This window comes from Xenorhabdus sp. KJ12.1, assembly GCF_963876495.1.
Lineage (GTDB): Bacteria > Pseudomonadota > Gammaproteobacteria > Enterobacterales > Enterobacteriaceae > Xenorhabdus > Xenorhabdus stockiae.
In genome coordinates, this window is record NZ_CAWNQH010000042.1 from 1 (window position 1) to 355 (window position 355).

1 pseudogene is annotated in these 355 nt (G+C 59.4%); it reads right to left on the reverse strand.

The window, feature by feature from the left end:
* Positions 1-59: 59 nt before the first annotated feature.
* Positions 60-355 (reverse strand): annotated as a pseudogene (locus tag AACS92_RS04250) (DNA primase); the annotation flags it as partial.

A 355-nucleotide genomic window follows, 5' to 3' on the forward strand; every position in this document is an offset into this window, starting at 1 on the left:
GCCGACCCAGGGGCGACTGCTTATCTCTTTCCCCCGACCGGAACACGTCATACCCCCTTTCAGGGCACTATCAAGCCGTTCAGGTGCGCGGCATCGCTGCCGTCGCCGTCAAACAGCAGTTCATAGGTGAACGTCAGCCCGCGCCGGTGCAGCAGCAGGTATTCCATTTCAACCAACCGTGAGAGATGGAGTTTGAGCTGTGTATCGCCCCACAGCACGGCATCGCGTAACTGCTTGCGGGTAAAAATCATCTCGTGGCGCGGCTGGCCGCTGTCCCTGACCCAACCCTGTATTAACAGCAACAACTTGCGGGTCTGCGGCGGCATCTCGTCCAGCGTCCGGCCTAAGATGTCAT